Origin of the sequence: Nocardia transvalensis, from assembly GCF_015477765.1 — a bacterium.
In the GTDB taxonomy this organism is placed as follows: Bacteria; Actinomycetota; Actinomycetes; order Mycobacteriales; family Mycobacteriaceae; genus Nocardia; species Nocardia transvalensis_A.
In genome coordinates this window covers 82,521-107,117 of record NZ_JADLQQ010000019.1, presented here as the reverse complement: position 1 = coordinate 107,117, position 24,597 = coordinate 82,521, and the positions used below count along the sequence as shown (strand labels likewise).

General features: G+C 69.0%; 25 protein-coding genes. 13 read left to right on the top strand and 12 right to left on the bottom strand.

Going from position 1 to position 24,597, the window contains the following annotated elements:
* Positions 1-208: 208 nt before the first annotated feature.
* Entirely contained in the window at positions 209-961 is a 753-nt protein-coding gene (pdxH, locus tag IU452_RS37515) for a pyridoxamine 5'-phosphate oxidase (RefSeq protein WP_195114019.1), read from the bottom strand.
* Positions 962-1,121: 160 nt separating this feature from the next.
* Between pdxH and IU452_RS37510 the strand changes: the two genes are divergently transcribed.
* Positions 1,122-2,267 carry a citrate synthase 2 gene (locus tag IU452_RS37510; RefSeq protein ID WP_195114018.1) on the top strand — a complete coding sequence of 382 codons (1,146 nt, stop codon included), beginning with the start codon at positions 1,122-1,124 and terminating at the stop codon, positions 2,265-2,267.
* A gap of 141 nt (positions 2,268-2,408) precedes the next feature.
* On the top strand, positions 2,409-3,284 hold the full coding sequence (locus IU452_RS37505) for a polysaccharide deacetylase family protein (RefSeq protein ID WP_324193040.1): 876 nt from the start codon (positions 2,409-2,411) through the stop codon (positions 3,282-3,284).
* Here the strand turns inward: IU452_RS37505 and IU452_RS37500 are convergent.
* On the bottom strand, positions 3,281-3,988 hold the full coding sequence (locus tag IU452_RS37500) for a hypothetical protein (protein WP_228819426.1): 708 nt from the start codon (positions 3,986-3,988) through the stop codon (positions 3,281-3,283). The genes IU452_RS37505 and IU452_RS37500 overlap by 4 nt on opposite strands.
* A 196-nt stretch (positions 3,989-4,184) precedes the next feature.
* On the opposite strand from IU452_RS37500, the gene serC reads away from it, so the two are divergent.
* The 3 genes from serC to IU452_RS37485 all read left to right on the top strand — a co-directional run bounded on the left by serC (position 4,185) and on the right by IU452_RS37485 (position 7,441).
* The gene (gene serC / locus IU452_RS37495) at positions 4,185-5,309 is read left to right on the top strand and encodes a phosphoserine transaminase (protein WP_195114017.1); all 1,125 of its coding nucleotides are present in this window, start codon (positions 4,185-4,187) and stop codon (positions 5,307-5,309) included.
* 154 nt (positions 5,310-5,463) lie between these two features.
* Entirely contained in the window at positions 5,464-6,534 is a 1,071-nt protein-coding gene (gene sepH, locus IU452_RS37490; protein ID WP_195114016.1) for a septation protein SepH, read from the top strand.
* Between the two features lie 172 nt (positions 6,535-6,706).
* Positions 6,707-7,441 carry a DUF6928 family protein gene (locus IU452_RS37485; RefSeq protein WP_195114015.1) on the top strand — a complete coding sequence of 245 codons (735 nt, stop codon included), beginning with the start codon at positions 6,707-6,709 and terminating at the stop codon, positions 7,439-7,441.
* A 35-nt stretch (positions 7,442-7,476) separates the two neighbouring features.
* Here IU452_RS37485 and IU452_RS37480 read toward each other — a convergent pair whose 3' ends face one another.
* Together IU452_RS37480 and IU452_RS37475 are read right to left on the bottom strand one after the other, a co-directional pair.
* Positions 7,477-7,764, bottom strand: coding sequence for a DUF2537 domain-containing protein (locus tag IU452_RS37480; RefSeq protein WP_195114014.1), 288 nt, complete (start codon positions 7,762-7,764; stop codon positions 7,477-7,479).
* Positions 7,764-8,567, bottom strand: coding sequence for a TrmH family RNA methyltransferase (locus IU452_RS37475; RefSeq protein ID WP_195114013.1), 804 nt, complete (start codon positions 8,565-8,567; stop codon positions 7,764-7,766). The genes IU452_RS37480 and IU452_RS37475 overlap by 1 nt, the downstream gene beginning before the upstream one ends.
* A 118-nt stretch (positions 8,568-8,685) precedes the next feature.
* On the opposite strand from IU452_RS37475, the gene IU452_RS37470 reads away from it, so the two are divergent.
* On the top strand, positions 8,686-9,048 hold the full coding sequence (locus IU452_RS37470) for an FKBP-type peptidyl-prolyl cis-trans isomerase (protein ID WP_195114012.1): 363 nt from the start codon (positions 8,686-8,688) through the stop codon (positions 9,046-9,048).
* A 15-nt stretch (positions 9,049-9,063) separates the two neighbouring features.
* Here the strand turns inward: IU452_RS37470 and IU452_RS37465 are convergent, their stop codons facing one another.
* From IU452_RS37465 to IU452_RS37440, 6 genes are all read right to left on the bottom strand, one after another.
* On the bottom strand, positions 9,064-10,233 hold the full coding sequence (locus tag IU452_RS37465; RefSeq protein WP_195114011.1) for a YhgE/Pip domain-containing protein: 1,170 nt from the start codon (positions 10,231-10,233) through the stop codon (positions 9,064-9,066).
* Positions 10,234-10,261: 28 nt separating this feature from the next.
* Complete coding sequence (locus IU452_RS37460; RefSeq protein WP_195114010.1) at positions 10,262-11,653, bottom strand: sensor histidine kinase; 1,392 nt, start codon at positions 11,651-11,653, stop codon at positions 10,262-10,264.
* A complete protein-coding gene (locus IU452_RS37455; RefSeq protein ID WP_416382410.1) occupies positions 11,650-12,357 on the bottom strand; it encodes a response regulator transcription factor in 708 nt (235 codons plus the stop codon). The genes IU452_RS37460 and IU452_RS37455 overlap by 4 nt, the downstream gene beginning before the upstream one ends.
* A gap of 77 nt (positions 12,358-12,434) precedes the next feature.
* Entirely contained in the window at positions 12,435-12,809 is a 375-nt protein-coding gene (locus tag IU452_RS37450) for a hemophore-related protein (RefSeq protein ID WP_195114008.1), read from the bottom strand.
* A 161-nt stretch (positions 12,810-12,970) separates the two neighbouring features.
* Positions 12,971-13,372, bottom strand: a complete 402-nt coding sequence (locus IU452_RS37445) for a hemophore-related protein (RefSeq protein ID WP_195114007.1) — start codon at positions 13,370-13,372, stop codon at positions 12,971-12,973.
* A 138-nt stretch (positions 13,373-13,510) separates the two neighbouring features.
* A complete protein-coding gene (locus tag IU452_RS37440; RefSeq protein WP_195114006.1) occupies positions 13,511-15,532 on the bottom strand; it encodes an AMP-binding protein in 2,022 nt (673 codons plus the stop codon).
* A gap of 318 nt (positions 15,533-15,850) precedes the next feature.
* On the opposite strand from IU452_RS37440, the gene IU452_RS37435 reads away from it, so the two are divergent.
* The 7 genes from IU452_RS37435 to IU452_RS37405 all read left to right on the top strand — a co-directional run bounded on the left by IU452_RS37435 (position 15,851) and on the right by IU452_RS37405 (position 23,699).
* Entirely contained in the window at positions 15,851-19,864 is a 4,014-nt protein-coding gene (locus tag IU452_RS37435) for an ATP-binding protein (protein ID WP_195114005.1), read from the top strand.
* Positions 19,861-20,274, top strand: coding sequence for a roadblock/LC7 domain-containing protein (locus IU452_RS37430; protein ID WP_011207200.1), 414 nt, complete (start codon positions 19,861-19,863; stop codon positions 20,272-20,274). Before IU452_RS37435 ends, IU452_RS37430 begins: the two co-directional genes overlap by 4 nt.
* 7 nt (positions 20,275-20,281) lie before the next feature.
* Positions 20,282-20,653: a DUF742 domain-containing protein gene (locus IU452_RS37425; protein ID WP_195114004.1), complete on the top strand. Its 372-nt coding sequence runs from the start codon at positions 20,282-20,284 to the stop codon at positions 20,651-20,653.
* Positions 20,634-21,236 (top strand): GTP-binding protein, encoded by a 603-nt coding sequence (locus IU452_RS37420; protein WP_171982855.1) that lies wholly within the window; start codon positions 20,634-20,636, stop codon positions 21,234-21,236. The genes IU452_RS37425 and IU452_RS37420 overlap by 20 nt, the downstream gene beginning before the upstream one ends.
* Positions 21,237-21,461: 225 nt before the next feature.
* Positions 21,462-21,812: a DoxX family protein gene (locus tag IU452_RS37415; RefSeq protein ID WP_195114003.1), complete on the top strand. Its 351-nt coding sequence runs from the start codon at positions 21,462-21,464 to the stop codon at positions 21,810-21,812.
* The gene (locus tag IU452_RS37410) at positions 21,812-22,162 is read left to right on the top strand and encodes a DoxX family protein (RefSeq protein WP_195114002.1); all 351 of its coding nucleotides are present in this window, start codon (positions 21,812-21,814) and stop codon (positions 22,160-22,162) included. The genes IU452_RS37415 and IU452_RS37410 overlap by 1 nt, the downstream gene beginning before the upstream one ends.
* Before the next feature lie 28 nt (positions 22,163-22,190).
* Positions 22,191-23,699, top strand: a complete 1,509-nt coding sequence (locus IU452_RS37405) for a carboxyl transferase domain-containing protein (protein ID WP_195114001.1) — start codon at positions 22,191-22,193, stop codon at positions 23,697-23,699.
* Positions 23,700-23,734: 35 nt separating this feature from the next.
* On the opposite strand, the gene IU452_RS37400 is transcribed toward IU452_RS37405, so the two are convergent.
* Positions 23,735-24,277, bottom strand: coding sequence for a hypothetical protein (locus tag IU452_RS37400; protein WP_195114000.1), 543 nt, complete (start codon positions 24,275-24,277; stop codon positions 23,735-23,737).
* Positions 24,274-24,579, bottom strand: a complete 306-nt coding sequence (locus IU452_RS37395) for a helix-turn-helix transcriptional regulator (RefSeq protein ID WP_195113999.1) — start codon at positions 24,577-24,579, stop codon at positions 24,274-24,276. Before IU452_RS37395 ends, IU452_RS37400 begins: the two co-directional genes overlap by 4 nt.
* Positions 24,580-24,597 lie beyond the last annotated feature (18 nt).

Below are 24,597 nucleotides of genomic sequence, written 5' to 3'. Positions count from 1 at the left end.
GGATGTGGGGCCGCCGGAGCCAAGGGATGTGGGGCCGCCGGAGCCAAGGGATGTGGGGCCGCCGGAGCCAAGGGATGTGGGGCCGCCGGAGCCAAGGGATGTGGGGCCGCCGGAGCCAAGGGATGTGAGGTGAGTGGCCCCATTCATTCCTGGCGGCGGCCTTGTTTATTCCCCGGCTGGAGGCCGGGGTCAGGGCTGGAGGCCGGGGTCAGGGCTGGAGGCGCTGGAGTTTCATGGCGGCGGGGTCGGTGGTGCCGGGGTCGAGGGTGACGCGGATGCGGTTGTGGAGGCGGCTGCGGCGGCCCTGCCAGAATTCGACCTGGTCGGGGCGGAGGAGGTAGCCGCCCCAGTTCGCGGGGACGGGGATCTGGTCGACGCCCTCGAAGCGGGCGGTGGCCTCGGTCAGGACGCGGTCGAGGTCGGTGCGGGAGGCGATCGGTTGCGATTGATCCGACGCCCAGGCTCCCAACTGGGAATTGCGGGGGCGTGAACGCCAATAGACCGCGGTCACCTCGGGAGCGACCTGCCGGACCGGGCCGCGCAGATTCACCTGCCGCCCGAGTGCGGGCCAGGCGAAGGTGATCGACGCAAAGGGAACCGCGGCCAATTGCCGCCCCTTGTCGGATCCGTAATTCGTGTAAAAGGTCACACCCTCGGAGGAAAGTCCTTTGCACAGTACGGTGCGCGAGGCGGGGCGCGGTCCGGTGTCGGTGAGCTCCACGGTGGCCAGCACCATCGCATTCGGTTCGGCGATACCGGCGCGGGTGGCCTGCTCGATCCAGCTGCGCAGCAACGGTTCCCAACCGTCGGCCAGCCACGATTCGTCCAGATCCGGGTCGCCGCCGTATTCGGCGCGCATGGCGGCGATATCCATGTGCGCCTGCAGCGCGGGATCGACCTCGGCTGTTTCGCCCCGCGTTTCGCTCTCGGGTGAGCCAGGTGAATTCTGCTCGTCGCGCATGGACCAGACGTTACTCCGCAGTAGGCGACCGACTAAGGTTCTAGGTGATCGGCGCGCGTCCCTGGAGCGGAAACGACGAGCACGCCCGCGACGGGCGCCCATCGAATACCGCGTGGCCGCCCACAGATCGTGCGGCCCGATTTGCAAGGAGAGTCACAACATGACTACCAGCGCTGCGGCCCCCACCGGTCCTGCCGTACCCCCCGACTTCGTCAGTGGTCTGGAAGGTGTGGTGGCTTTCACCACCGACATCGCCGAACCCGATAAGGACGGTGGTGCGCTGCGCTACCGGGGCGTCGACATCGAGGACCTGGTCGCCAACAAGGTGACCTTCGGCGATGTGTGGGCTCTGCTGGTCGACGGCGAGTTCGGACGCGGCCTGCCGCCCGCCGAACCGTTCCCGCTGCCCGTGCACACCGGCGACGTGCGGGTCGACGTGCAGGCGGGCCTCGCCATGCTCGCCCCGATCTGGGGTTACCAGCCGCTGCTGGACATCGACGACGACACCGCCCGGGAGAATCTGGCCCGCGCGTCGGTGATGGCTCTGTCCTATGTGGCGCAGTCCGCGCGCGGCATCTATCAGCCCGCCGTGCCGCAGAAGAAGATCGACGAGTGCGACACCATCACGGAGCGGTTCATGACCCGCTGGAAGGGTGATCCGGATCCGCGCCACATCGAGGCCATCGACGCCTACTGGGTCTCGGCCGCCGAACACGGCATGAACGCCTCCACCTTCACCGCCCGCGTGATCGCCTCCACCGGCGCCGACGTGGCGGCCTGCCTGTCCGGCGCGATCGGCGCCATGTCCGGTCCGCTGCACGGCGGCGCCCCGGCCCGCGTGCTGCCGATGATCGAGGAGGTCGAGCAGACCGGCGACGCCCGCGCGTTGGTCAAGGGCATCCTCGACCGCAAGGAGAAGCTGATGGGCTTCGGCCACCGGGTGTACCGGGCCGAGGACCCGCGCGCCCGGGTGCTGCGTGACACCGCCGAGCGCCTGGGTGCACCCCGTTTCGAGGTGGCCGCCGAACTGGAACGGGCCGCCCTCGCCGAGCTGCGCGAGCGCCGTCCCGACCGTGCTATCGAGACCAACGTCGAATTCTGGGCGGCGGTGATCCTGGACTTCGCCGAGGTGCCGGCGCACATGATGCCCGCCATGTTCACCTGTGGGCGCACCGCGGGCTGGTGTGCGCACATCCTGGAGCAGAAGCAGCTGGGCAAGCTGGTCCGCCCCGCCGCCATCTACACCGGCCCGCAGCCCCGTCCCGCCGCGAGCGTCGCCGGGTGGGACAACGTGGTTCGCAAGTAGGTCTCACCGATCGAATCGCCCTGCCGATCCGGCGGGGCGATTCGTCGTGTAGCGCTGGAGATTTCGGTCCTGCCCAGGCCGCGGCGCGCGGGCGCGGCGTGAACGTCGACCGACCGGTCGGCATCGCGTAACATCCGGTCCGTGGCGGATGGCGGACTGTCGAGGCGTGGATTGCTGGTCGCGGGCGCGGCACTGGCCGCGGGCTTCGCGACCACCGGATGCAGTACGGCACAGGGTAATTCGCCGGAACCGGCGACCACCACCGCCGCACCGCAGGCGACCTCGGCCGGTCCGGTGCCCGTGCGGGCGCCGGTCGGTCACACCGCCGCACCGCAGGCGGTGGCCGCGAAATACGCTGGGCACCAACCCAGTCGGTGGGGCATGGACCTGCCGGGCATCATCACCGGCGTCCCGGCCGACGGCAAGCAGATGGCGCTGACCTTCGATGCCTGCGGCGGCCCGCACAACGACGAAATCAACGACGTGCTGGTGAATTTCCTCATCGAGCAGCAGATTCCGGCGACGCTGTTCCTGAACAAGCGCTGGATCGACGCCGATCCCGCGCGCGCCGCGCGGCTGGCGGCGAATCCGCTGTTCGAGCTGGCCAATCACGGCACCCGGCACTGCCCGCTGTCGGTGAACGGGCGCGCCGCCTACGAGATCCCCGGCACCGCCTCGCCGCAACAGGCGGTCGACGAGGTGTGGGGCAACCACGAGACGCTGACGAAACTGCTGGGACACCCGCCGCGGTTCTTCCGCACCGGCACCGCCCATTACGACGATGTCGCGGTCTCGATCGTGCGCGACCTGGGCGAACAGCCCGTGGGTTTCAGCATCAACGCCGACGCGGGCGCCACCTACTCCGCGGCCCAGGTGCAGCGGGCCATGGCGCAGGCGCAGCCCGGCGCGATCTCGATCGCCCACATGCATCGCCCGCGCTCCGGCACGGCCCCCGGCATGCTGATCGCCCTGCCGAAACTGCGCGCCCAGGGCTTCGAATTCGTCAAGCTGCCCTAGGGATCCGCCAGCGAGGCGGCCCAATCCACGGCCACCGATTCGCCGCGGTCGACGGTGAAGAACGCGACCTCCAGATGCCGTCCCAGGTCGACCAATTCGATCGCGGTCAGCGGTACGGGCTGGACGACGCGTACCCGCCAGGGCTGCGGCTCGTCCCAGGCCCGCAGCTCCAGATCCAGGCGCAGCACCGGATCGTCGCGGCCGGAGTAGTCGGCGGCGATCGGGGTGGCGGCCAAAACCGTGGCATCGGCGCGGCGGCCGTCGGCGAGGATCTTCGACATGCTGACCCGGGTCGCCTCCTCCGGGCTCGGCACATACAGCACCACCCGGTCGCGGTCGCCCGGGTCGACCCGGCAGCCGACGATATCGCCGGGTTGCATCAGGTCGAGGTCGGCCTCGCTCACGCGCTGCCGCACCCTGGTCTCGTACGGGAGCTGCCCCTCGATCTGCAGGCGCACCCAGAAGCGGTGCCCGGGCTCGGTGCGGCGAGGCCGCACGCCGAGGATGGTGGCCGTGCCCGCGAGGCCGCGCAGCAGTAGCTCGCGGCGTGCGGTCGGTGAGAGCGCGCCGTGCCGCAGCGCGAATCCGTGCGATTCGAGCTGGGTCGACAGCCTGCTCAGCAGACCGGCATATGCGCCCCAACCCGAGGCCGTCGCGGCCGCCGACCCGAAGGGTGCGACGCCCGACTCGTCGTACGCGGCCATGCTCACGACGTCACCTCGCTGGCGCTCGGCGCCGCCGTGCGCAAGGCGCGCTGTGTCGATGGTTCGCTCGCAAGCTCGCTCACAGCCCCACGGTAGCCGGATGGTGACCGACGTCACGGTAATACGGTCATACGAATCACAAAGTTGCGGGTGACCCACCGCATTCGACCGCCCGGCCAGCCTCTAGTCTGGTGCCATGACCGCTGCGTTCCCGACCATCCCCGACGATCTGAAGCCCGCCGACGGACGGTTCGGCTGCGGCCCGTCGAAAGTCCGCCCCGAGCAACTGCGTTCCCTCGTCGAGGTGGGCGCGTCCGTCATGGGCACCAGCCACCGCCAGAAGCCCGTCAAGGACGTGGTGGCGCGGGTGCGCTCGGGCCTGCGCGAATTGTTCTCGCTGCCCGACGGTTACGAGGTCGTGCTCGGTAACGGCGGCACCACCGCGTTCTGGGATGCGGCGGCCTTCGGCCTGATCCGGGAGCGTTCGCTGCACCTGACCTACGGCGAATTCAGCTCGAAGTTCGCCTCGGTGGCCAAGAAGAATCCGTTCATCGGCGATCCCATCGTGATCTCCAGCGATCCGGGCACCGCGCCCGAACCGGTCGCCGATCCGGCCGCCGACGTGATCGCGTGGGCGCACAACGAAACCTCCACCGGCGTCGCGGTTCCGGTGCAGCGCCCGGCGGGTTCGGAGAATGCGCTCGTCGCCATCGACGCCACCTCGGGCGCGGGCGGTTTGCCGGTCAATGTCGCCGACGCCGATGTGTACTACTTCGCGCCGCAGAAGTGCTTCGCCTCCGACGGTGGTCTGTGGGTCGCGCTGATGAGCCCCAAGGCCCTGGAACGGGTTGCCGAAATCAAGGATTCGGGTCGCTACACCCCCGAGTTCCTGTCGCTGCCGATCGCGCTCGACAACAGCACCAAGGATCAGACCTACAACACCCCGGCACTGGCCACCCTGCTGCTGTTCGCCGATCAGATCGAATGGCTCAACGGCAACGGCGGCCTGGACTGGGCGGTCAAGCGCACCCTCGATTCCTCCTCGCGGCTGTATTCGTGGGCCGAATCGAGCGAATACGCCACCCCGTTCGTCGTCGATCCGGCGCACCGCTCGCAGGTCGTCGGCACCGTCGATTTCGCCGAGTCGGTGGACGCCGCTCAGGTGGCGAAGGTGCTGCGCGCCAACGGAATCGTCGACACCGAGCCGTACCGCAAACTGGGCCGCAACCAGCTGCGCATCGGCATGTTCCCGGCCATCGACCCCGAGGACGTCTCCCAGCTGACCCGCTGCGTCGACTGGGTCGTCGAACGCCTGGGCTGAGATCAGAACAGAGCAGATTAGCGCGCGCCGGGGTCTCGTGAGAGATTTCGGCGCGCGTGTCTTGCCACACGAATCTCAGAAGTGCACTACTGTTCCATAACGTGGGCGGTGTCGCGAGCCTGGCTGTGATCGACGCAGCGATAAGGAGGTAACGGTGCGTGAACTTCGAGTGATCGGATTGACGCCCGATTCCGCGCACATCGTGTGCATCGATACCGAAACCGGCCAGAAGTACCGGCTGCCCGCCGACGAGAAACTGCGCGCCGCCGCCCGCGGAGACCTTGCCCGATTCGGCCAGATAGAGATCGAAATGGAAGCTACGATGCGTCCTCGCGATATCCAGGCCCGTATCCGTGCGGGTGCCTCCGTGGAACAGGTGACCGAGGAATCCGGTATGCCCGCCAGCCGGGTCGAGCGGTTTGCCTACCCGGTGCTGCTGGAGCGGGCCCGCGCCGCCGAACTCGCGCAGAAGGCCCACCCGGTACGCAAGGACGGTCCGGCCGTCGAGACCCTCATCGATATCGTCTCGGCCGCCTTCGCCGAGCGCGGGCACAATATCGACATCGCCGAATGGGATGCCTGGAAGGACGAGAAGAACTACTGGGTCGCGCAATTGCAGTGGCAGGCGGGCCGTTCGGTGATCGCCGCGCACTGGCGCTACCAGCCCGACGCCCACGGCGGTTCGGTGGTGCCCCTGGACGATCCGGCGACGGATCTGATCGATCCCGATTTCGGCCGGGCCCTGCGCGGTCTGGCCACCATCCTGCCCGAGCCGGCCGCCGAGCCCGCGCCGGTCGAACCCGCCGCGCCCGCACCGCGCGAGGAGGCCGCCCCGGCCGCGGCGACCACCACCGCGGGGGAGAGCGGCGCGAGCTTCGACGAGTACTACGAGCCACGTGCCGCGGTCGGTGGCAGCGCGGTGCCCGTGGCCGCCAAGGGCACCGCGCCCGCAGCCAAGGCTCCCGCGTCCAAGAGCCCCGCGCCGTCGGCTCCGGCCACGCCGCCGCCCGCCGCCAACCCGCCTGCCGCCCCGGCGCATTCGACGCCCGCCCCGGCCCCTGCCGCGGAATCGGCCCCTGCCGCGCCCGCGGCGAGCAAAACCTCCGCGCCCGCGCAGTCGGGCACCGGCAAACCCGCGCAGAAGTCCAACCGCGCCAAGCGTGGCAAGGCACCCATGCCGTCCTGGGAGGACGTGCTCCTCGGCGTGCGCAGCTCGGGCCACTAGGTTCGCCACCGTTCTTGACACGCCCGTCCAGGATGCGAAGGGCAACGGTTTCGCGCCTTGGAGGGGTAGATTTTTGATATGCCGCCGATGCGGCGCTCGGTATCCGAGGTTTGCTCGATAGTAGCTGCACTTCCCGCGGCGGAGGGCAGCACGAGGACCGGGAGGAGCGGAAGTGCCGTCTACAGCCTCGTCCCTCTGGTACGTCGACGATCCCGACCCGGTGGCGGTGTTGCGCGCGCACCCGGATCCCGATCCGGAGGCCGCCCTGGCCCTGGCCAAGCAGCTCAATCCGGATCGCGATGTGGTCCCGGCCGCCTCGGGCACGCTGAAGGTGTGGGCGGGACCGGATCCGGGGTCGGTGTACATCGGCTGCTATCCGGGGGTGACGGTGGTGTGCACGACCCAGGCCGCGCTGGGCCGCCCGACGACACTGCCGGAACTGCTGGTGCGCCCGCTGGCCTCCGAACAGACCTATCTGATCTCCTACGACATTCCGCGCGGCTGGGGCGCGTTCGCGCATTGGGAGCGCGGCGAATTCCGGCGTGCGTTCAGCGCCACCCGCGTCAACATCCTCGAGGACGAAGGACTGCCGCTGATCTGGGAACGGCCCTTCTGGGCGGGCGAGCATCCGGTGCAACTGCAGCCCGGGGAACTGCCCGATCCGCAGATCCTGCCCTTCGATCCGCCGGATTTCGCGGACGAGGCCAACTTCGAATGGCTCGGATTCCGTTACCGCGGAGCAAGGTCCGAGGACGCGCTGAAGCCGACCGATATCGCGGTATGCGGATTCAGCCTCTACCCCAAGGGTGAGGCCCCGCCCCCGGTCACTCCGCAAAAGCCCCCGGCCCCCACCCACAACGGCCGCCGCTGGTTCGGCTGGCTGCGCGGGCGCGACCGGGTGTCGTGATTGCGGCCGAAAGCACGCCGGAAGGACGGAAGAAGCTACGCCAGCGCCGCCACCAGCAGGGCTACCCAGCCCAGCAGAATTCCCGCGGCCATCCCCGCAAGCACCCAGCGCGTCACCGGTGTGTCGCGCCAGCGCCAGGCCGTGGGGGCGGCGCCGCCGACGGCGATCAGATTCACCGCCACCGCGAGCAGCCAATGCACCTGTGCCAGTGCGGCGCCGAAGGAGAACACCCCCGCCGCGGTGAGTGCCGCGACGAAGATCGCGACCGCTACCCCCGGTGCCCACGGCGTGGGTTCCGGAGCGTGCCGGTAGGGGGTCGGCATCACGATGTGCGCACCCTTTCGTAGAAGGCCATCGCGGCGGCGGTGGCCACATTCAGCGAGTCGGTACCCGGTGTCATCGGGATCCGGGCCCGAACATCGGTGGCGCACATCGCCTCCTCGGTCAGGCCCGGTCCCTCGGCGCCGAGCAGCAGTGCCACCCGATCACCGGTCATGGCCTTCGCCAGGGTGGCGGCGGCCGGATTCGGGGTCAGGGCAATGATCTGAAATCCTTTGTCCCGCAGCAACTCCAGATCGTCCGGCCAGCGTGGCAGCCGGGCGAACGGAACGCGCAGCACATGTCCCATCGACACCCGCACCGCGCGCCGGTACAGCGGGTCGGCGCAGCGGTCGCCGAACAGCACCGCATCGGCGCCGAGCCCGGCCGCATTGCGGAAGATCGACCCGATGTTCTCGTGATCGTTCACCCCCTCGAGCACCGCGACCGTTCGTGCCGACGCCAGCACGTCGTCCACGGTGAGCTCGGGCGGTCGGCGGGCCGCGGCCAGCACCCCGCGATTGAGGTGGAATCCGACCACCTCGGCCATCACCGTCGCCGTGGTGCGGTAGTAGGGCACGTCGACATCGGCCAGGTCCGCGGCCAATTGCTCATGGCGGCGGCCGGTTCCGAACAGTGCGAACGGCGTGAACCGCGAGGCCAGCATGCGCTGCACCACGACCACGCCCTCGGCGATCACCAGACCCTTGCGGCCCGGCAGATCCGGACGGCGGTCGGCGGAGTTCAGGTCCCGAAAGTCGGCGACCCGCGGATCGGCGGGGTCGGCGATATCGATCACGTCGGCCACGGGCACCCATCCTGCCTGCGAGTGCCCGGCGATTGCGGGCCGGGTACGGTCCCTGGTTTGAAACACGGCGATATGGTGAACCCTACGTCGGCTTTATCCATCGAACGGAAGAGGACGCATGACCAAGCCGGAAGTCGAGTTCCAGGACGGCCCCGCGCCCACCACCCTGCAGATCAAGGACCTTATCGAGGGCGACGGTGCCGAAGCGGTGCCCGGCGGCACCGTCGAGGTGCACTACGTCGGCGTGGAGTACGACACCGGTGAGGAATTCGACTCCTCCTGGAACCGCGGCGAGTCCCTCACCTTCCCCCTGCGTAACCTCATCCAGGGCTGGCAGGAGGGCATCCCCGGCATGAAGGTCGGCGGCCGCCGTCAGCTCACCATCCCGCCGGAACTGGCCTACGGCCCCGCCGGTGCGGGACACCAGCTGTCCGGCAAGACCCTGGTCTTCATCATCGACCTGCTCAACGTCGGCAACTGATGGTGTGATCGCGGGTTATCTGCGCACCACGTCGACCGGGTTGCTCAGGTTCGTCGCGATCGCTGACTGCTGATTGCTGCTGCGGGCGGGCAGGGCATTCAATGCCTTGCCCGTCTGCGTTGTCAGGTTCGACACGATCTGCTGGAGTTGCGCGACGCCGCCGGTGAGCGCCTGCATGGCGGCGGTCAGCTGGCTCGCACCCTGATCGGCGATCTGCGGCACCTGCTTGGCAAGCTCCGCGCCCTGATTCAGTTGCGCGCCCGCGGCGGTCAAGCGGTTGGCCGCATCGCGCAGCAGCGTGCCCACCGGGGTATTCGGATCGGTGCTGCTGCCGGTGAGCTGGGCGAATCCGGACAGCTGAGAACTGGCCTGGCCGGAAATGCCGCGCAGCGCATCGAGTTTGCCGATGACGTCGGCCAGCCGCGGATCGCCCGCGAACGGCAGCGACCGCAGCAGCGGCAGCACCTGGTCCAGGCCGGTGGTCACGGCGGTGGCCGACTGATTCACCTGGCCGATGGTCACGCCGGTCGCATCCAGGGCGCTCGCCAGGCTGTTGGCCTGGCTCGTCGCCGCGGTGAGCGCGTCGTTGAGCTGACCTATCCCCGAGGTCAACTGGCTCGCGCCGTTCTTGGCGGTGTTCAGGAAGCCGAGCATCTGACCGGCGCCGCCACCGAACCGATCCGACGCCTGGCCGGCCATCTGCACACCCGCACCCAACATCTGGGTCGTGAACGCCACCTGCTGAACCGACCCACGCGCGGTCGTGATGGCGGCCAGCGTCTCGTCGACGCCCGCCGCGCTGATCCGCTGGGTCACCTGGTTCACCGCATCGTTGACCAGATTCGCATCGGCGTGCTTGTTGGTGGCCACGGTGACCTGCGCCCGGTGCGGCTGTGCGGTGGCCAGCGAGCCGACCGAGGAGGACAGGTCGGCGGGCAGGGTGATCACCGCCGCGTACTCGGAGGTATCGGCGTCGCTCGCCTGCACCGCCTGCCAGTCGTGGCCGCCGCCGGCCTGCAATGCCTTCACGACCTTGGCGCCGGTCGGTCCGGTGTCGTTGTTCACCAGTGCGATCCCGGTAGGCGCCGATTCTGGTCGCAACCACCAGACCAGGCCGCCACCGATCGCGCCGAGGGCGACGACGGCTACCACGAGAAGGATCCAGCGAGCACGTTTTCCGGTCACCCCACCGACTGTAGGGGCCGTCCTTGCACTACATTTGGCGTCCGTCTGAGGGTTCGGTAAGGGTCGCGGGGGCCGGTCGGTCCGGCAACGCCAGCACCAGCCGCACGCCGCCCAGCGTGCCGTCGTCGAAATAGGCGCGGCCGCCGTGCAACTGCGCCTGCTGTGCGACCAGCGCCAATCCCAGTCCCGAACCACCCTTACTGGCCTGGCTGCCGCGGAAGAAGCGTTCGAATACGGCATCGCGTTCCTCGGGCGGGATGCCGTGGCCGTTGTCGTCGACCGAGATCACGATGTATCCGTCGGGCGTGCGGTGCGCCGACACCAGCGCCTGGGTCGCCTTGCCGTGCCGTGCCGAATTGGCCAGGGCGTTGTCCACGGCCAGTCGCAGGCCGGTGGGCAGGCCGCGGGTGATCAGTTCCGGATCGGTCTCGATGCGCACGGTCAGCTGGGGGAAGTGCCGCATGGCGTCGTGCGCGGCCTGGTCGACCAGCTCCGCGACATCGGTTTCGACATGGTCGCGTTCGTTGGTGAGATCGCCCGCGGCCAGTCGTTCCAGGGCGGCCAGCGTCGCCTCCACCCGGCCCTGACTGCGCTGCAGATCGGTGAGGATCTCGTTGCGCTGATTCTCGTCCAGGTTCAGCGTGCCCAGCACCTCGAGATCGGTGCGCATCGCGGTGAGCGGGGTGCGCAGTTCGTGGGCCGAGACGGCCGCGAAGTCGCGGGCGGTCTCCAGCGCCGCCGCGGTCGTGGCCTGTGCCTTGTTCACCCGGTCCAGCAGCGAGTTCACCGCCTCGGCGAGCTGTTCGGCCTCGCGGACGCCGGAACCGTCCACCGGTGCGCGCGGCTCGCCGGTGCCGCTGTGGGCGCCGACCTGCCGGGTCAGATCGGCGATCGGGCGCACCGCGCGCCCGCCGAACACCCAGCCCAGCCCGGCCGCCGCGGCCACCGCCAGCCCGGCCGCGACCAGCACCCAGCGGCGCTGTTCGGCCGTGGTGCGATAGGCCTGTGTCAGGGGTATGCCCATCGAGACCTGGCGGCCGTCCGGCTGGTTCTCGGTGGTGGTCAGCACCCGCCAGGGGGTGCCGTCGATGGTCAGGGTGTGCGGGCCCGGATCGAGAACCGGCAGCCGCACGGTCGTGGTGGCCCGGACGGCGCCGTTGTCGTGGATAGTGACCGCGATGTCCTTCTTGGCCGGAAGGAACGCCAGCAGCACCACCGCCCATTCGGGCTGGATCATCACTACGCGCGAGACGAGGGTCAGCTCCTGATCGGCCTGCGACAGGTTGTTGCGTTCCAACGCGCGCACCGACACCCAGCTCAGCACGGCGGCGATGATGAGCGCGCCGAGGGCCGCCGCGGCCGCCACGCGGGTGCGCAGCGAATACGACCGGCGTCGCCGCCTGCCGGTGCCGGAGGTCATTTCGGTGCCCGCAGCACGAACCCGACTCCCCGGATGGTGTGCAGCAGCCGCGGCGTCCCGTCGGACTCCAGCTTGCGGCGCAGGTAGCCGACGAACACGTCGACCACATTGGTGTCGGCGGCGAAGTCGTAGCCCCAGACCAGCTCCAGCAGGCGTTCCCGGCTCAGCACCACACCGGCGTTGCGGGCCAGCGTGGACAGCAGCTCGAATTCCCGCTTGGTGAGCTCGATTTCGCGGCCGTGCAGCAGCGCCCGATAGCCCGCCACGTCGATGTCGAGCGGGCCCACCGTGATCGTGCCCGGCGCGGCCGGGGTGGCGGTGTCGGTGCGGCGGCGCAGCAGCGCCTTGATGCGGGCGACCAGCTCGGCCAGGACGAACGGCTTGACCAGATAGTCGTCGGCCCCCGATTCCAGCCCGGCGATCCGGTCGTCGACCGAGCTGCGGGCCGACAGCACGCAGATCGGCACCTCGTTACCCATCGCCCGCAGCGCCGTCACCACGCCCGCGCCGTCGAGCACCGGCATATTCATATCGAGCACGATGGCATCGGGCGACTGCTCGCTCACGCAGCGCAGCGCCTCGGCCCCGTCGCGGGCGATCAGCACCTGGAACCCGGACAGCCGCAGCCCCCGCTCGACCGACGCCAGCAAATCCTCGTCGTCGTCGACCAGCAGCACAATCGGAGTCTCCCGCTCGCTCGTCACGAGGTTCATTGTTCCCGGCTTCGCCGGGATGACGAGAGAGGCTGGCCTCACCTCGCCGTCTCGTCATCCCGCCGGGATCATGCCGGGTAGTTGTGGCACGTGTCGGCGACGGACCGGATGATCTGACGGGCCTGGGCGGCGCGCGGGTCGTTCTCGGCCTGCTGGACCTGGTCCGGGTGCTGCTGCAGGTACTGCTGGACCTGGGCGCGGCGCTGTTCGACGGGCTGGTCGAACAGCTGCTGCAACTGGGCCTTCTCGTCGGGGTTGGCGTCCAGGATCGCGGCCAGCTGCGGAGCCTGGTCGTGCAGGGCGGCATCCACCTGGCTGAAGGTGCAGGTCGAATCCAACAGCGGCGCAAGCTGTTCGGTGGGGTCGGCCGAGGCGGTGCCGGGGATCAGGAGGGCCAGGGCGGTGGCACCGGTGGCAGCGGCGAATCGGGCACGCAGAGTCATGGACGAGAGCCTTTCGGTTCGTGAGCGTCCCCGTTGCGGCGGCGGGCTGCCGCCGCAACGGGCGATTCGACGTTAGGCTCCCCGTCTGATTTCGATCTGAACCAATCGTGAGAAAACTGTGAGGGCCGTCACGTGACGTACCTCATGGGCTGCCCGGATAGTCAGCCCTGGCAGCTGTTGGCGACGTCCTGGAAGATCTGCCGCACCACCTCGCCGGTCTGCGGGTTGTCCTGTAGGAGCTGGGCGGTCTCGGGGTTGTCGTGGATGCGCTGCTCGATCTCGGCGCGGCGCTCGTTGATCCGCTGCTGTCGCTGGTCGACCGGCACGTCGAGGATCGTGGTCAGCTGGTTCATCTTCTCTTCGGGCAGCGCCCTGGCCAGGTCCGGATACTTGGCGTTCAGCGTGTCCTTGAACTGTGCGGACGAACAGGTCGTGGTGGCCAGGGGCTCCAGATAGTCGGCGACGCCGGCCGAGGCGGTTCCGGAGACGAGCAGGGCCGCCGCGGCGGCCAGTCCGCCGACGGTCAGGGTGGCACCGGTGAATCGAGCACGCAACGAGATCATCAATGGTCCCTCTCTGTTCGAAACGTCTTCGGTGTACGAACTGCTTGCCGGGGCTCGGCGCGACCAGACACTACGGCCACACGGTGATTCGTGCGGGAAGCAACACTGAGAAAGACACTGAGAAAACTATGAGGGATCTCACCCGTCGGCCCGGGCGGCGAGGATCTGATCCTCGAGCGCGACCAGCACGCCGGGATCCTCGATGGTGGCGGGCATCTCCCAGCTCTCCCCGGCCGCGATCTGACGGATGGTGCGGCGCAAGATCTTTCCCGACCGGGTCTTGGGCAGGGCCTGCACCACCACCACGTCGTGCAGGGTCGCGATGGCTCCGATCTGCTCGCGAACGCGGGTGATCAGCTCGTCGCGCAGCTGCGCATGGTCCACCTCGGCGCCGGTCTTGAGCACCACATAGGCGATCGGACGCTGCCCCTTGAGCTCGTCGGGGATACCGATGACCGCGCATTCGGCCACCGCGGCGTGCCCGGCGACCGCGGCCTCGATACCGCCCGCCGACAGCCGATGCCCGGCCATGTTGATCACGTCGTCGCTGCGCCCGAGGACATACAGGTAGCCGTCCTCGTCGAAGTAGCCGGAGTCCCCGGTCAGATAGTGGCCGGGATAGGCGGACAGATAGGACCGGGTGAATCTCTCGTCGTCGCCCCACAGTCCGGTCAGGGTGCCCGGGGGCAGGGGGAGCCCGATCACGATATTGCCCTCGGTGCCGTTCGGAACGGCATCGCCCTCGTAGTCCAGCACGCGCAGCCGATAGCCGGGCACCGGCACCGAGGCCGAGCCGGGCTTGATCGGAAGTTCCTGCAGCCCCAGCGGATCCGCGCAGATCGGCCAGCCGGTCTCGGTCTGCCACCAGTGGTCCACCACCGGGCATTCGGGGCGATCGGCCAGCAGGGTGTCGCGGGCCCACTCGTAGGTCGCGGGGTCCAGGCGTTCACCGGCGCAGAACAGGGCGCGCAGGGTCGACAGGTCGTGGCGCTTGGCGGCGGCCGCCTCCGGGTCGGCCCGGCGGATGGCGCGCAACGCGGTCGGCGCGGTGAACATGACGTGCACGCGGTGCTGGTCGACCATGCGCCAGTAGGCGCCGGCGTCCGGGGTGCCGATCGGTTTGCCCTCGTACAGCACGGTTGTCGCGCCGACCAGCAGCGGCGCGTAGACGATGTAGGAGTGCCCGACCACCCAGCCGATATCGGAGGTCGTCAGCATTACCTGGCCGGGGCCCACGTCGTAGATGTTGCGCATCGACCAGGCCAGCGCGACCGCGTGGCCGCCGTTGTCGCGGACCACGCCCTTCGGCTTCCCGGTGGTCCCCGAGGTGTAGAGGATGTACAGCGGATCGGTCGCCGCGACCGATACCGGTTCGGCCGGTTCCGCGTCGCGGACCATGTCCTCCCAGTCCAGCCACTGCGCGGCAACGGTTTCCGACGAACCGGGCAGATGGTCGGTCGGCACGGTGAAGCGGATGATGGGGAATCCGGACCGCTGCTTGACCACCACGTGCCGGGGTGCGGTGGTGCTCACCTGGTCCAATGCCTGCAACACGATCGGGGGGTACTCCAGCCGCTTGCCCGGCTCCAGGCCGCCCGAGGCGGTGATGATCAGCACCGGCTCGGCATCGTCGATGCGCGCGGCCAGCTCATGGGCGGCGAATCCGCCGAACACCACCGAGTGCACCGCGCCGATTCGGGCGCAGGCCAGCATGGCGATGACGGCCTCGGGGATCATCGGCATGTAGATGACGACCCGGTCGCCGGTCCGCACGCCCAGCCGCAGCATGGCACCCGCGAATGTCGAGACCTCGTCGAGCAATTCGGCGTAGGTGTAGACAAGTGTGGCGCCCGTCATAGCGGAGTCGTATATTAGGGCGGGTTGGTTGGCGCGTCCGCCGGTCGGACCGAGAGCACTGCTCGACTCACCCCCCGTCGAGCCCTCTTCCGGTGTGATATCGCGCACATGACGGTCCAGTGCGTTGTAGGAGGTGTTGAGGCGAGCATCCGGAAACCACCGAGCCGTCGGACGGGCACCCCCGTCGACGATCATTTCAGGCGGAACATCCCAGCTGATGGCCTCGGCAGCGGTACGCCAGAAGTCGGCGGGATCGACCAGGCTCGTCTGGTAGGTAGGCCGGTACTCCTGCTTCGCGTTCAACCGTGTGACTCCCTGCCTCGCCTCGATGCCCGCCTCGATAGATCTGCCTGATTGTGGCAGACTTCACGCGACGTCCGGGCGGACGCCGCGACCTTCGATTTTGTCTGAAACAGGCAGGTCAACGGCCGGTGGTTGCCAAGAGGTCACACAAGAAGTTATTGATCCGTTAGAATCGCATGTCACATATTTCGGCCGTCATGGACGCAATTTCTCGGCCAGCCGCAGTTCTCGGCCTGCACTGCCTGCCGAGCCGCGCGTGCGATCGCGGGGGCTCGCTGACGGCGCGCGGGCGGGGCCAGTTTGGAAAGTGAGTGGGAGATGCGTGACGCCGCAAGGTCCGGCAACAAGCGTTGGGCGCTTAGCAACTGGGACCTGCGCTGGAAGGTTACGGCGGTGCTGGCCGTGCCCCTCCTCGTTGCGGTGGTGCTCGGAGCATCCAGAATTGCGGCACAGTTCAGCGATTCGAGTGAGCTCGACGAGGCCGTCAAGCACGTCGAGGCGATTCCGGCCGTCACCCAGCTGAGTGGTGCGCAGGGTGTCGTCGCCACCGAGCAGATGATCATGCTCGGGCCGAACCAGTCGCTGGTGCAGGACGCGGACCTCACCCAGCTGCAGAACGCGATCGCCTCCGCGGAGAAGGCCGCGTCGCGACTGGACAGCGTGCCGGGTGGACGGGCCGCGATCGACCGGATGATCGCGGGGTCCAAGGCGATCCTGCAGCAGGGGGCCAAGCCGTCGGAGTCCATCCCGGATGCCATCAATCAGGAAGAGTCGATCCGCCAGAACAGCGTTCGCACGGCGGAGGCGATCACCCAGACGGTCTCCGACCCCGCCGTGGAGGCCGCCAAGCTGCGCCTGGTCGACGCGCTCAACACTCGCGCGGTGCTGGTCCAGGAGAGTGCCGCCATGGCCGAGGCGCTGCGCAATCCCAGCAATGTGAAGGACGCCATCCGCGACTTCCAGGTCGCCGCCAACACCGAGCGCCAGATGCTCGGCATCACGGCACATCGCTTCCCCGACGGGGATCCGACCATCGCCGATCTGACTCAGTTGGTGAACAACCGAATTCAGCTGGTCAACGGTCCGCAGGTGGCGGCCGGACAGCTACCTCTGCAGGATCTACGCCAGTCGGCCGTGGACAGTCTGGCCCAGTACCAGAAGATCGTCGATCAGTCCAGCTCCGACATCATCTCGCGAGTCAAGGTGATGGCCGATGACGCCCGTTTCGGCGCCATCCGTTACGCGGTGGTCGTGGTGCTCACCATCCTCGCCGCGCTCATTCTCGCGGTGATCATGGCGCGGTCGATGATCGTGCCCCTGCGCCGGCTGCGCCTGGCCGCCCTGCGCGTCGCCGAGCACGACCTCGGCCATGAGGTCGCCCGACTGCGGGACGGCGCGAGCCCGGAAGATGTACCGCTGGAACCGATGCCGGTGCACACCGAGGAGGAGATCGGTCAGCTGGCCCGCGCCGTGGACGACATCCACGGGCAGGCGCTGCGCCTGGCCGCCGACCAGGCCGCCATGCGTACGCAGGTCAACGACATGTTCGAGACTCTGGCCCGGCGCTCGAAATCGCTGGTCGACCACCAGCTGTCGCTCATCGAGGCGATGGAGTACGACGAGAAGGATCCGCGCCTGCTGGAAAACCTGTTCCGGCTGGACCATCTCGCCGCCCGCATGCGCCGAAACGGCGACAACCTGCTCATTCTGGCCGGTACCCGGCAGCGGCGCACCAAGTCCGCGCCGGTCGAGATCGCCGACGTGCTGCGCGCGGCCATCTCCGAGGTCGAGGACTACGAGCGGGTGAAGCTGGGCGCCACCCCGCGCGGCGCCATCACCGAACCGGCGGCCTCCGACCTGGCGCACCTGTTCGCCGAGCTGCTCGACAACGCTCTACGCGCCTCGCCGCCGGAGACCGACGTCAAGTTCACCTTCGCCCAGGCCCACGATCAGGGTCTGCTCATCGAGGTCGCCGACCGGGGTATCGGTATGCCGCCGGCCGAGATGGCCGAGATCAACCGGCGCCTGGAGAGCACCGCCGAGGTCGGTCCCGATACCGCGCGGCACATGGGTCTGTTCGTCGTCGGCCGGCTGGCCGAGCGGCACGGGCTGACCGTGCGCCTGCGGCCGACCTTCGACACCGCGCGCGATCCCGGCGTGACCGTGACCGCGCACGTGCCCAAGGCGCTCATCGTCGCCCCGGCCGGTGGTTCGATCACCGTGCCGCCGCAGCAGCCGACCCAGCAGATGCCGAGCCCGCAGCGGCCCGGTGCGCCGGCGTCGATGCAGATGCGGGCGGTCACCCGCACCCCGAGCGGCAACGTGATGGTCACCGTGGACCCGGGTGTGAGCGGGCCGATTCCGGCCGGCGAGCGCGGCGAGCGGGCCCCGGCGGCCAACGGCACCGAGGTCAACGGCACCGCCGCGTCCGGCGGGCTACCGCAACGCCAGCCCGGCACGGCCATCCCCGGCGGGCTGCCGCAGCGGCAGCCGGGCACCAACGGCCCGACGGTGCGTCACGGCATCGCCGGTGCGCCCGCGGATGGCGGTAAGACCGGCCTGCCGCAACGGGAGCCGGGGGCGCACGGCCCGCAGGCACCCGCGGCACAGCCCGGTTCGAGTCTGCCGCAGCGCGGCAGCGGTACGGCCCAGCCGCAACCGGGCCTGGCCGCCAATATGCTCAAGCGACAGCCCGGCGCGGGCGGGCAGCCGCCGCGTCCGTCGGGCCCGGGCGGCCTGCCGCAGCGTCAGCCCGGCGGAAACGGGTTGCCGCAGCGCGAATCGGGTGCGGGCGGCATACCGCCGCGCGAGCCGGGCGCCGGTGGCGGTCTGCCGCAGCGGGGTTCCGGCGGTGGCGGGCTCCCACCGCGTTCACCCTCCTCGACACCACAGCCGGGTGCCGGCGGGTTGCCGGAGCGGCCCGCGGCGAATCTGCCGCCGCGCGAACCGGGTTCGACCGGATTGCCGCCGCGGGAATCGGGCGGCACGGGGCTACCATCCCGCGAACCGGGCGCGAATGGCCTGCCACCACGGGATTCCGGCAGCAATGGCCTCCCGCAGCGCCAGCCCGGCAGCAACGGCCTCCCGCAGCGTGAGCCCGGCACCACGGGTCTGCCGCAGCGCGGCGCGGGCCGCAACGGCCTCCCGCAACGGGAGTCGGGCAGCGTCGGGTTGCCGCAGCGGGATTCCGGTGCCACCGGCCTGCCGCAGCGCGGCGATGCGGGTGCCACGGGACTCTCCCGTGATTCCGGTCCGACGGGCCTGCCGCAGCGTGACTCCGGTTCGACCGGGCTGCCGCAACGTGATCCCGGTTCGACCGGCCTGCCGCAGCGTGATTCGGGTGCGTCGGGTCTGCATCAGCGTGATTCCGGATCGACCGGCCTACCGCAGCGTGACTCCGGCCCGTCCGGGCTGCCGCAGCGTGATCCCGGTTCGACCGGTCTGCCGCAGCGTGATTCGGGTGCGTCGGGTCTGCATCAGCGTGGTTCCGGTTCGACGGGCTTGCCGCAGCGTGATTCGGGTGCGTCGGGTCTGCATCAGCGTGATTCCGGTTCGACGGGCTTGCCGCAGCGTGATTCGGGTGCGTCGGGTCTGCATCAGCGTGATTCCGGATCGACCGGCCTACCGCAGCGGGATTCCGGGGCGAGTGGTCTGCCTCAGCGCGAGGCGGCCTCCGCGACCGGTCTCCCGCAGCGCGAGCCCGGTACGACCGGTGGCCGCCGCCGGCGTGAGGACAGCAATGGCCTGCCGCAGCGCCAGTCCGGTTCCGGCGGCCTACCGCAGCGTCGCCCGGGCGCCGACCTACCGCCGCGCCCGGCGCCCACGCCCGGCCTGAGCCTGCCCAAGGGCGAGCGCACGACCGGCGACAAGCCCGCGGCGGACCCCGGCGAGGGCCGCGAACGCGGTCGGCACAGCTTCCGGTCCAACCCGCAGAAGACGGCCGCGTTCTTCCAGACCCGGCTGCAGCCCACGGTCGACTCCGGGTCGTCGATGGACAGCCCGATCTTCGCTGAGATGATGTCGGCGTGGCTGTCCGATCCGAACCCCGACCGGTCCCAAGTAGCCGCCTCCTTCGAATCACCCGGTGATGAAGGATGGCAGGCGGCCCGGCGGGCCGTGGAGGCCCAGCCGGAGAAGCGGACGGCGGCCGGATTGCCACAGCGCGATCCGGGCAATCGGCTCGTTCCCGGCGGCGTCGCCGGAAACGCGGACCGAGCGCCGCGCCGTGACCCCGAATCCATCAGGTCAAGTCTGAGTCGTCACCAGCAGGGCGTCCGGGATGGCCGCGCAATGAGAGCAATGAACCTAACCGGAGATAAAGGAGACCGATGAACCCCGATCTAGGTGGTACGAACCGTCAGCTGGATTGGCTGGTTTCGAACTTCGCCAACGAGGTTCCGGGCGTCGCTCATGCCGTGCTGGTTTCGGCGGACGGTCTGTTGATGGCCGCGAGCGCTCAGTTGCCCGTCGACCGTGCCGAACAGCTGTCGGCTGTGACCGCAGGCCTCGCCAGCCTTTCGGTTGGCGTGTCGAATCTGTTCGAAGGCGGCACGGTGCTGCAGTCGGTAGTCGAGATGGAACACGGCTACCTACTGCTGATGGCGGTCGGCGACGGCTCCTATCTGGCGGTCCTGACGAATACGTCCTGCGATATCGGACAGGTGGGATACGAGATGGCGTTGTTGGTCGAGCGGGTGGGCCAGACAGTTCAGGCCACACCACGCGTCACGATGGGTTCCTGATGGTGGGATGGACATAGACAACCAGCGCGTGGGGAGCGAGCCAAGCCTCGTCCGCCCGTATTCACTGACCTCCGGTCGCACGCGGCCGAAGGTGGATCTGGCGTTGGAGGCCCTCGTCGCATCGCATCCGGTCGCCCTCGAGCGGCAGTTCGAACTGACCAACATCGAGACGTCAATCGTGGAGTTGTGCAGAGAATCGCCGTCTGTCGCGGAACTGGCGGCCCGGCTGGGTATTCCAATCGGGGTGGCGCGAGTGCTCGTGGCCGACCTCATAGAGGCCGGGCATGTACGAGTTTCGGCGACTTTGAAAGACGATTCGAGCGACGATGAACGTCGCGAGCTGATCGAAAGGGTTCTCAGTGGACTCCGGCGTATTTGATTCGACGGCCCAGGTCGATACCCGCACCAGCAAGCCCACCTCGGCGAAGATCGTGGTCGCCGGTGGCTTCGGTGTGGGTAAGACGACTCTGGTCGGTGCTGTCTCGGAAATCGTTCCGCTGCGCACCGAGGCATTGGTGACCAATGCCAGCGTCGGTGTCGACAGCCTGGCAGCCGTGCCGACGAAGGCCACCACGACGGTGGCCATGGACTTCGGCAGGATCAGCCTTGCCGACGACCTGGTGCTGTATCTGTTCGGCACGCCCGGCCAGTACCGCTTCTGGTTCATGTGGGACGACCTGATCCGCGGCGCCATCGGCGCCGTGGTGCTGGTCGACACCCGCCGGCTGGAGGACAGTTTCGCCGCGGTCGACTACTTCGAGGCGCGCAGCCTGCCATTCCTGGTGGCCATCAACGAATTCGACGATGCGCCCAGGTATCCGATCGAGGACATCCGCCAAGCGCTGGCGGTTCCCGCGGACGTGCCGATCCTATCGATCGACGCCCGCCGCCGGGAGCCGGTCAAGCAGGCGCTGGTCTCGGTCACCGAGTACGCCCTACGCAAGGTCGTCCAGGGCTACTGACCGTACCCATACCGCAGCGAGTTCCGGCGCTGCGGTATATCGCCGGCCGCACCCCTTACATGGATCCACACCCCCTACGGCGGGTGCGGATCCATGAACGGGGTGCGGCTGCGCATCACCCTGCGCGCGAGGTCATGCCGTTCGGTTATGGGTGCAGGTATTGGACGAGGGCTGCGGGGCGAACGAAGGTGAAGGTGTCACTTCGTTCGGCTGGAAGGCGTAGTCATGTACTCCGCTTATGTCTTTGTCACGGTTGCGGCCATCGTGGCCAATGTCGCGATCGCCGCTGCCGACTTCGCTCGGGCCGATTTCGTGATCGCCAATTCGGGTGAAGTGGGCGTGCCGCCGTCCTGGATTCCGCCGCTGGCCGTGCTGAAGAGCGCGGGGGCGGTCGGGCTGCTGCTGGGACTGCTCGGGGCGCGCCCGATCGGCATCGCGGCGGCGGCCGGTTTGGTGCTGTTCTTTCTCGGGGCGCTGATCGCGCATGTGCGGGCTCGGGTGTTCTACAACATCGCGTTTCCGGGTGTGTACTTCGCGCTGGCTGTCGGGTCGCTCGCACTGGCGGTGGTGCAGTGATGGAGACCGCATTCGTTGTGGTCGTCGTTGTCACGGCCCTGGGCAATGTCGTTGCGGCCGTGATGGATTTCCTCCGCAGCCCCTTCGTTCTCGAGAACATGGGCAGGTACGGGGTACCGCGCTCGTGGATGGTTCCGCTGGGTGTGGCCAAGGCGGTGGGTGCGGTCGGACTTGTCGTGGGCTTGGCGTTTCCCGTGATCGCGGTCGTCTCGGCGGCATATCTGGTGCTGTATTTCGTCGGGGCCGTCGGCACGGTGGTGCGCGCCCGGTGTTATCGGCATCTGGCTTTCCCGTCCGTACCGTTGCTGCTGGCCGCGACGTCGCTGGCGCTCGGCCTCGCGACGGTGTGAATTCGAGGGGCTGGTTAGGCTCTGCGTCGTGAAGATCTCGGCGCGGGAGCTGCTCGACGGATTGCTCGATCCCGGCTCGTTTCTCAGCTGGGATCGGCCGCCGTCGATCGTCGCCGCCACCGCAGGCTATGCGGCCGACCTGCGGACCGCCGCCGCCAAGGCCGGGACCGACGAGGCCGTCCTGACCGGAGAGGGGCGATTGCGCGGGCGGCGGGTGGTCGTCGTCGCGTGTGAATTCGGGTTTCTCGCGGGGTCGATCGGGGTGGCGGCGGCCGAGCGCATCGTGTCGGCGGTGGAGCGGGCGACCGAATTGGGACTGCCGCTGCTGGCCTCGCCCGCGTCGGGCGGTACCCGGATGCAGGAGGGCACGGTGGCCTTCGTGCAGATGGTGAAGGTGGCGGGCGCGGTCGCGGCGCACAAGGCGGCCGGGAACCCCTATCTGGTCTATCTGCGCAATCCGACCATGGGCGGCGTCTTCGCCTCCTGGGGTTCGTTGGGACACATGACCTTTGCCGAACCCGGCGCGCGGATCGGATTTCTCGGGCCGCGGGTGTACGAGGCGCTGTACGGACATCCGTTCCCGGACGGTGTGCAGACGGCCGAGAATCTGTATCACAGCGGAGTGATCGACGGGGTCGTGCCGGTGCGGGTGTTCCGGCGCATCGTCCATCGCGTTCTGAATGTGGTGGATGGCGTCGGTGGCCCGGTGCCGCACCGAGACCTCGGCGCAGGAGGCGAGGTCGAGGCCGCGGCGACCGAAGCGGCCGACACCTGGCAATCGGTGCTGATGTCCCGCCGACCCGATCGGCCCGGTATTCGCGCATTGCTGCGTCGGGCCACCGATCGAGTTCCGCTCAGCGGCACCGGCCAGGGGGAGTCCGACCGTACCGTGGTGCACGCCCTGGCCCGTTTGAACGGTCAGCCGTGCGTGATCTTCGGCCACGACCGCGCCGGACAGAGCGTCGAGAACACCATGGGCCCGGCAGCTTTGCGGGAAGCCCGGCGCAGCATGCACCTGGCCGCCGAACTGCGGCTGCCGCTGGTACTGGTGATCGACACCGCCGGTGCGGCGCTGTCGCGGGAGGCCGAGGAACGCGGCCTGGCTCCCGAAATCGCCCGCTGCCTGGCCGATCTCGTCACCCTGGACACCCCGACGGTGTCGGTCCTGCTGGGGCAGGGCAGCGGTGGCGGTGCGCTGGCCCTGCTTCCGGCCGACCGGGTACTGGCCGCGACCCACAGTTGGCTCGCCCCGCTTCCACCGGAGGGCGCCAGCGCCATCGTCCACCGCGACACCGCCCATGCCCCCGAACTCGCTGCCCGACAACGAATCTCCGCCCCCGACCTGCTCACCGACGGTGTGGTCGACCGCATCGTCGGTGAATTCCCCGATGCGGCGGACGAACCCCTCGAGTTCGCCCGCCGCATGATCTCCGCCATCGCCGCCGAACTCTCCGATCTGCGCAGCCGCACCATCCCCGAACTCCGCGCCAACCGCCAGGCCCGCTACCGCCGCCTCGGCTTGCCGAGCGACAGCTGACTCCCCGTGCTGCCGGCGTGCTCTTTGCCGGAACCTCAGGGTTCGGGGTCGGGGTCCGGGCGGGTCCAGCCGAGGATCATTGCCGGGGCGCAGCCTCCGGCCAGAAGTGTGGCCAGGGTCATGAGTGAGCCCGCGTAGGCGGTGCGGAAGGCGTCGGCCTCCGGTGCCACCGTTCCGGCGATCATCAGGTACGCCACCGGGAGCATGGTCAATCCCTGGGTGATGGCCAATCCGATCGAGCGGGCGGCGTTGCGCTGCGCGATTTCCAACTCGTCCAGCACCTGCACCGGCGCGCTGTCGTGGCGCGAGGAGGCGATGCGCAGGATGGTCCACGCGGGCAGGAACACGATCATGGCGGGCAGCAGAATCAAGGGCGCCGACCGGAGGCCGAAGGCGCACAGCAGTCCGGTGACGAACATGGTGGCATTGGCCGCCGCCACCGTGACGACGAGGGCTCGCCGCCGACGCCGGGTGCGCCAGCCCGGCAATATGCCCGCCATGCGCTCCTCGTTCGCCTGCCAGCGTCGGGTCCGGTACTCCTGATATCGGTCGAGCAGACCGGTCGCTGCGTGAGTCATGGCCGTCCTTTCCTTGTCGCATCCCCTGCATCGGCCGCTCGCGCTCGCGAATAGACCTCGGCCGACAAGGGCGTGAATTCGGCGCGGGAGAACACCGCCTCGATCGGTAGCTCGAAGACCTCGCAGATCCGCATGGCCAGGTCGAGGCTCGGGTAGTGGTCGCCGCGTTCCAGGGCGCCGATGGTCTGCGGATTGACGTTCACCGCCTCGGCCAGCGCAGCCCGGGTCATGCGATGTTCGGCACGCAGGACGGCGATGCGGTTGTAGATCGGTGGGGTTTCTCCCCTTTTAACCGGACTCACACAACAAAGTGTTGTAAA